Below are 7289 nucleotides of genomic sequence, written 5' to 3'. Positions count from 1 at the left end.
CTGCGCAGGGTTTCAAGCAGATCCTGTCCGGCCTGCTCATTATGGTTTTCGAGACCCTGGGCGAATTGGCGCAGGACCGTGATGCGCATGGTGATGTGGAACCAGTCGAGCACATGTTCGCTTGCCGGCGCGATCATCTCGGCAAGCGAGCGGACTTCTTCTCCTCCGTCGATGATGAAAGTGATGTGAGCTATGCTGGAATTTGGGTGACGGGGCTGATCAAGCGGCGCTCTGTGGCTTCGTTTCGATGACCTCGATTCCGTCCAGGAACCTGGCCCTGCGATGAGTTTCGGCAACTGATTTTGTCCTTTCAATCGTCGCCACGTCCTGGCCGCGGCCATGACCAGCTTGAAGACCATCAGCCCGGCGGTTTTCGAGGATAGCGAGCCCTTGGTACGCACCGTGCGATGGCGAACGGTCGCAAAGACGCTTTCGATGGGATTGGACGTTCGCAGATGATCCCAGTGTTCGGCGGGGAAATCGTAGAACGCCAGCAACGCATTCTGATCTTTCGTCAGGCAGTCGACCGCCTTGGCATATTTCGCGTCATATTTTTCGACGAAGACGGCAATTGCGGTCTCGGCCGAGGCCCGGTTGGAAGCGAGATAGATTTCGCGCAGGTCTGCCTTCATGCCGGCCTGCACCGATTTCGGCACCTTGTTGAGAACGTTGGCTGTCTTGTGCACCCAGCATCGCTGGTGTTTGGTGCCGGGAAGGAGCTCCTCGAGCGCCTTCCAGAAGCCAAGCGCGCCGTCGCCCACGGCAAGATCGGGCGCGATCTTAAGGCCACGACGCTTGACGTCGACCAGCAGCTCGCGCCAGCTTTGCGCACCCTCGCGAATGCCGGTCTGGAAGCCGACAAGTTCCTTCTTGCCCTCGGGTGTGGCGCCGATCAGAACCAGCATGCATTCGGCATGGTCTTCCATCCGGGCCTGCAGATAGACCCCGTCCGCCCACACATAGACATAGTGGCGCGCCGAAAGATCGCGCTTTTGCCAACGATCGTATTCGGCGTCCACTGTGCCGTCAGCCGCGTGATCACCGAGGGTGACAGGTTCGGCGCCTCCTTGCCCAGGAGGGCCGCCAGAGCGTCCTGAAAATCGCCCGTCGAAACGCCGCGCAAGTAGAGAACGGGAAGCAGCGCATCCAGACTGCGCGTCCGACGCGCCCATTTGGGCAGGATCGATGAGGAAAACCGGACCCGGTCCGCTTCACCGGTCGCGCCGCGATCCCGGACTTTCACCCGGCTGACAGGCACCGGCCCGATCCCCGTCTGGATGCTCCGCTCCGGGCCGTGACCATGCCGGACAAGCCGGTCACGACCATCGGCAAGCTTGAGATCCTTCATCTCGGCAAGAAACGCCTCGGCTTCCATCTCGATCGCCTGCGCAAGCAATTTGCGCGCGCCGCTGCGAAGCACATCCGTCAGGGGATCATCGATTTCGTCGGGCTGACGAAGGCGAACAATGTTGATAGTCTCGTTCATGGCGTATCGCTCTCCTTGAGAGATCCCATGGGGTGGATGGCGGCCCGCTCTCTGACAGAGTGGAGTCGTTGAACCAACCACCCTGGAGACGACCATGCCTGTTGTAGCTGACCGACCCGAAGCACCGACCGCCATCCGCACCAATCTCTGCGCGATTTTCGTCTCATTGGAACTCTTATGTTCATTTGCAAGCGGCGTAGCCACGACTGTTCGTCCAGCCAATAATGGCTGGTCCTGCATGGTGTAGCTAATGCGCAATGTAGGAGACGGGGCCTCAAGACGACGGTTTGCAAACTCTTATACGCGGGTTGGATACCGCATTTCCGTGTGTACGCCTGGGGCTGCTTCTATCTAAGCACGGGCATCGACGTAGTCGGCCACTCAATTCCATCGAAGGTTCCCCGACCGGGGCCCTGCCTCCGACATTGCGCATCAGCGGATGATCGATCTTGTCTCCTCCTTTCAATTACTCGCGAGATGCGGATGCTAGGTTAGGCTTGATGAGCTGGCTGCACTTCCTGGCCAATAGCCCACAGGAAAGCCCCCATTTCTCTAGCGATCGCGGTGATCGCGATGGCCTTGTGCTTCCCTGCGAGGATCATTTTCGATAGCGAGAACAGAGGCGGAGCTGACCTTTCCACGCTATTTCGCGAACGGTTCTCGGTAGGCCTTCCAACTGCGTTTGCTTGGTTCGACTTACCCGCGCAGGGAAGCGGTAAGCCCATGCGCCTTCGATCAGCATGCGACGGGCCCGAGAGTTCCCGGCCTTAGTGATCCCACCACGTTTGACATGTTCACCTGTCGAGCTCTCTGACGGAACGACGCCAAGAAAGGCCATCAGTTGGCGGGGGTTTTCGAAGCGGCGGATGTCGCCAATTTCGGCAACAAAGACGACGGCGGCAATCAACGATACGCCTCGTAACGCCTGATAGGCTTCGACGACAGGAGCCATCGTCCAGGATTTGACAGTCTCCGAGATCAAATCGGTCAGACGCTTCAAGCGCACCTCGGCATCCTCGATCGCCTGGCAATATTCCTTGAGCACGATGAAGTGCGCCGGATGCTCGAACTTCAGAGTCGATATCCACCGCATATGCGCCAGCGACCAGGATGAGCGGCCCGAATAGATGCGGCCATGTCGAAGTAGGAACGACTGAAGCTGCTGACGCGCCCGCTTTTGAGCCTCCTGTGCAGCCTCTCGAGCCCGCACGAGATCGCGCATGGCTTCGTGTCCGCGATCTGGTACCCAGACTGCCGTCAGCTCACCTGCACGATGTAGCCTTGCCAGGCTGACCGCGTCGCGCCGGTTCGTCTTCACTCGATCACCAGGGCGCTTTGGTATCAGGGATGGTGCGACCACCACGCAGTCGTGACCCATGTCGGTAAGCTGACGGTAAAGCTCGTAACCTGTCGGACCGGCTTCATAGCAGAAGTGGAGGACAGCTCCTCGCTTCGCCATTTTTTCCACGATGTTCGCCACTGAGGTCGGATCCGAGGCTATATCCCCATAAAACCTTACTTCACCGCCCCGCTCACCGTCTGCGACGGCCACAGAAATCTTCAATTTCGAGACGTCCAACCGACAAAAAGCCTGTTATGCTGATCCATGGTTCACCCTCTCTAAGCTGGGGCTCGGCTTCGGCCAATCCGAAGCAACCCCCGATCTCACCTTATCGCGGGGGTGAGCCGCCTTCACTCCGAGAACATACGGTCTGAGCCGGTCAAGCTGGTTGATCACGTCGCTGTCGCCGGGCAATGGAGAGAAGTTGTCGAAGCATGCCGTGAGCGGCGGCGATGTCGCCGGGCTGCTGGCGCGCCTTTCATGGCTTCGTGAGAAGGCGCTGTCGCGAACGGAACGACACTTTCCGATCATTGTGATCCAGCGGTCTCGACGGGTTCTGGCTCCACCGCGTACTGCAGGCTGAAGGGATCGAAAGCCACGTCGTCGATCCCGCCTCGATCGCGACCTCTCGGCGTCGCCGGCGGGCGAAGACCGACAGGATCGACGGCGAAGCCATGGTGCGGACGCTGCTGGCCTACAAGCGCGGCGAGCCGCGGGTGTGCGCGATGGTCAAGGCCCCCAGCCGGAAAGAGGAAGACCGCCGTCGCATTACTCGACAGCGCAAGGTGCTAACCGGCGAACGGGTGAGCCACGTCAACCGTATCAAGGGATTGTTGTTTGCACAGGGCATCTTCGGATACGAACCGCTGCGCCGCGATCGGCGGGCACGGCTTGAGGAACTGCGGACCGGCGATGGCCGAGCGCTGCCAGCGCATCTCAAAGCGCAGATATGCCGCGAACTCGATCGGCTGGAACTGATTCTCGAGCAACTCAAGGCCGTGGAGACGGAGCGAGCCGCGTTGCTGGCCGAGGCGCAAGACACGGCAACGCCCACCTCGGCGGCGATGTTGCTAGACGTGAAGGGCATCGGACCGGAGTTTGCTGCCATGCTTTGGTCGGAAGGGTTGTTCCGCCATTTCGACAACCGACGGCAAGTGGCGGCCTACGCCGGCCTTGCGCCGACGCCTTGGCAAAGCGGATCGATCGATCGTGAGCAAGGCGTGTCGAAATCCGGCAATCCGCGGCTGCGAACGACGATGGTTTAACTCGCCTGGCTATGGCTGCGCCATCAACCGCAATCGGCGCTTGCTCTCTGGTTCCGTGGACGCGTTCAGCAAAACGGCGGGCGGATGCGTAAGACAATGATTGTGGCGCTTGCCCGCAAATTGCTGGTCGCGCTGTGGAAATATGTGAGCACCGGCGTCGTGATCGAAGGCGCCATTCTGAGCAACGTCGGAGGGAAAGCCGCCTGACGATACCCCATTGAACCAATCCTGTAATCGGTCAGGACCCGATCAGTCCTGACCGATCCAGGTGGACGAACCTACCAGAACCATGGCTTGAAATGCCGTTCGAGAGAATGGTCTCGTCTTCCTGAGCCCCTGCCGCCGCAAGCGGGATGTTGGTGCAGCCGCCAAGAGCGGCGACCGGATGTGAGGTTGACCGAGCTCGGAAACGGGCCGCGTCATGCGATTAGGGCTCGGACCCTGGATGCCGAAACAGTCCTGGAGTTCTGCTCATGCGTTGCTGAATTTAACCCTTGACCCCAAGAAGCCCATGTGAGGCCAGGTACCAGCGCACGTAAAGCAGGATCACAGATTGGTCGAACTGGCGGCCTTTGAACATCGCAATCCTCCGAAATGGTTGAAGGATCCCTTGCCACTCGCGAGTAACAAAAACCTTGCAACACATCCCACTATCGTGGTTAGCTGGATCCCGTTTGCGCCCGCCACAAGCGAGCGTAAGCGCCTTCAGCTCTCAGCAGATCAGCGTGCCTCCCCTCCTCAACAACCTGCCCGTTGTCGAAGACCACGATCTTGTCGGCCCCACGAATGGTGCTGAGTCGATGAGTGATGACGATTATGGTCTTACCGGCCCGACGAAGATCTTCAATGATTCGCAGGACAAACCCCTCGGCTATCGAGTCGAGAGAGGAAGTCGCTTCGTCGAGGATCAGGATCTCCGGATCCCGGTACAGAACCCGAGCCAACGCAAGCTGCTGCTTCTCGCCGCCGGAGAGGCGTACGCCGTTCGCGCCCAGATGGGTCTGGAGACCGCCGGGCCAGCGCTCGATCAGCTCTCGTAGCCCTATTTGATCGCAGATGTGCAGGATCTTCTCGATGTCCGGCTCGAACTCGCCAAGGGCGATGTTCTCGATCACCGAGCCCGAGAACACGTCGATCGATTGCGGTACCGCAGCGACAACCTTGCGCAAGGATACAGTCGAGAGGTCCTGAAGGGCATCGGGGCCGATCCGCACGAGTCCACTCTCAACCGGGTAGACATTCTGCAGCAGCCCCGCAAGGGTGCTCTTGCCCGAGCCGCTTTCCCCCACCAGGGCCGTCATCTCGCCCCGGCGGAAGATGACGCTAAGATCGCGGAAAAGCTCCGGCTGCGCGCCATGGCGGAACGTGACGTTCTCCAGGCGGATATCACCAAGGTCGGCCTTGGTGGCGTCAATGCCGCCGCCGCTTGTCTCCTGCTCCATGTCGAAGATCGCGAACAGGCGATCCGCCGCGATAAAAGCATCCTGAACGATCCGATTGGTCTCAATCAGGCGAGCAACCGGCCGGATGACATAGCCGAGCAACGTATAGCAGGACAGTAATTCGCCCGGCGTGACGGTTTGATCGAGGGCAAGCGTCGTTCCGAACCACGTCAGCACGATGGTGAATAGAGACGAAAGGAAAGTCGAGGCATTGTCTCCAAAGATCGAAATGAGGCCGGAGCTGTAGACGGAGTGCAGCATCTTGACGAAGCGGGTCTCAATATGGAAGTTGGCGAAGCTCTCCATGCCGGAGGTCTTGATCGTGGAGACAGCTCCGAGGGATTCCACCAGTTGCGCCTCCAGGTCGGCGACATTCTCCATAATGGCGCGTTGGCGCTTCCTATTCAGCCGGTTGATGGTCCAATAGACGGAGAGGTACAATGGGATGGAGACCGCCACGACCAAGGCGATCTCCCACGAGTAGATGCACATCAGCCCGAACGAAAATAGAATCATTAGCACGTCGACGAACATGTTGATCGTGACGACGTTCAGGAAGCTCCTGATCTTCACGGCGTCGTTCATGCGGGAGACGATTTCGCCCATGCGCATGCTGTCGAAGAATTTCTGGGGCAGGCTCAGGATGTGATTGTAGTAGCCGAGGTTCAAGCAAACATCGATCTTCTGGCCCGTTTGCAGGACGAGCCGGTTTCTGAGGAGATTGATCAGGACCTGTGCAACCAGGATCAGCAGCATGGCAACGCTCATCAGGTTGAGCAGGTTGCGGTTGCCCGCTCCGATGACATGATCGACGATCTTCTGGACGTAAATGGCCGTGGAGAGGCCAAGGATCGTCGTCACCAGCGCCCCGACGAGAGCCTGCGCCATCGCCGCCCTGTGTGGCGCAAGCAGGCGCGCGAAGCGGGCGAGGGGCGAGGTGGTCTCGTCGCCGCGCTTGAAGGTGGCTGCTGGAACCAGGAGCACCAGGACGCCAGTCCATTGCGTCTTGAATTCCTCGTGCGGCAGCTTGCGGATTTCGCCATAGGTTGGGTCCATGACGGTGACAGACCTCGCGTCGATCGCCTGAATGACGACGAAGTGGTGCAGGACCTCCTTGACGATTACGTGCGCGATAGCGGGCTTGGGGATCTTGTACAGGCTCTCGAAGCCGCCCTTCACCCCCTTGGCGATGAAGCCCAGCTTCCGTGCCGCTTCCGTGAGGCCCAGTATGGTAGTGCCGGAGCGGTCGGTCGAGGCATACTGGCGGATGCGCGACAATGGCAGCTTGTGACAATAGAAGGCTGCGACAGAAGCAAGGCAGGCGGCTCCACAATCGGTGATGTCGTGCTGCTTGAACTTGATGACCTTGCTCGACATGGCGGCTCGCTGGCTGTTTGGACAAGGAAGGATTAGTGGCCCGCCGGGAGGGGATTGAGCCAATCGTCGGCCTCATTGTAGAGGAGTTGCAGAAGAGTGCGTTCTGCCACGAGGAAGCGGGCCTGCACGGTCATGCCCTTCTTCAGATGACCGATGACCCCGTTCTTGAGTGCGAGATGGGTGCGAGAGAGTGCGCAGCGGACCTTGAAGACCGGGCTCATGTCGTGGAGGGTGAAGTCCTGCGCTACGCCGAGCACTGTCGCATCGATGAGACGTAAGCGCGAATTTCCCCGCACCTTTTGCTGTTGAGTGCTCTGATGCATGAGAAGCTATGCGGGGGAGCGGCGAGGTGGCACCATCGTCGTACGATCAACCCG

2 protein-coding genes and 5 pseudogenes are annotated in these 7289 nt (G+C 59.6%); 2 read left to right on the top strand and 5 right to left on the bottom strand.

Features of this window, described 5'->3' with window-relative positions:
- The coding region (locus NKH05_RS32375) for a hypothetical protein (protein WP_353027044.1) at positions 1 to 251 on the top strand (251 nt) is incomplete at its 5' end.
- Here the strand turns inward: NKH05_RS32375 and NKH05_RS32370 are convergent.
- Positions 220 to 1486, bottom strand: a pseudogene (locus tag NKH05_RS32370) (IS256 family transposase). The gene NKH05_RS32375 and the pseudogene NKH05_RS32370 overlap by 32 nt on opposite strands.
- 491 nt (positions 1487 to 1977) lie before the next feature.
- A pseudogene (locus NKH05_RS32365) lies at positions 1978 to 3065 on the bottom strand (IS110 family RNA-guided transposase).
- A gap of 133 nt (positions 3066 to 3198) precedes the next feature.
- On the opposite strand from NKH05_RS32365, the pseudogene NKH05_RS32360 reads away from it, so the two are divergent.
- Positions 3199 to 4300, top strand: a pseudogene (locus NKH05_RS32360) (IS110 family RNA-guided transposase); the annotation flags it as partial.
- 298 nt (positions 4301 to 4598) lie between these two features.
- Here the strand turns inward: NKH05_RS32360 and NKH05_RS33270 are convergent.
- From NKH05_RS33270 to NKH05_RS32350, 3 genes and pseudogenes are all read right to left on the bottom strand, one after another.
- Positions 4599 to 4673 (bottom strand): annotated as a pseudogene (locus NKH05_RS33270) (IS6 family transposase); the annotation flags it as partial.
- Between the two features lie 79 nt (positions 4674 to 4752).
- Positions 4753 to 6912 carry a peptidase domain-containing ABC transporter gene (locus NKH05_RS32355; RefSeq protein ID WP_353016889.1) on the bottom strand — a complete coding sequence of 720 codons (2160 nt, stop codon included), beginning with the start codon at positions 6910 to 6912 and terminating at the stop codon, positions 4753 to 4755.
- A gap of 32 nt (positions 6913 to 6944) precedes the next feature.
- A pseudogene (locus NKH05_RS32350) lies at positions 6945 to 7184 on the bottom strand (hemolysin secretion protein D); the annotation flags it as partial.
- Between the last annotated feature and the right edge of the window lie 105 nt (positions 7185 to 7289).

The sequence above is a fragment of the Mesorhizobium sp. M1399 genome, from assembly GCF_040317735.1.
Lineage (GTDB): Bacteria > Pseudomonadota > Alphaproteobacteria > Rhizobiales > Rhizobiaceae > Mesorhizobium.
Note: the sequence above shows the minus strand (reverse complement) of the source record. Positions and strands in the feature narration are given on the sequence as shown.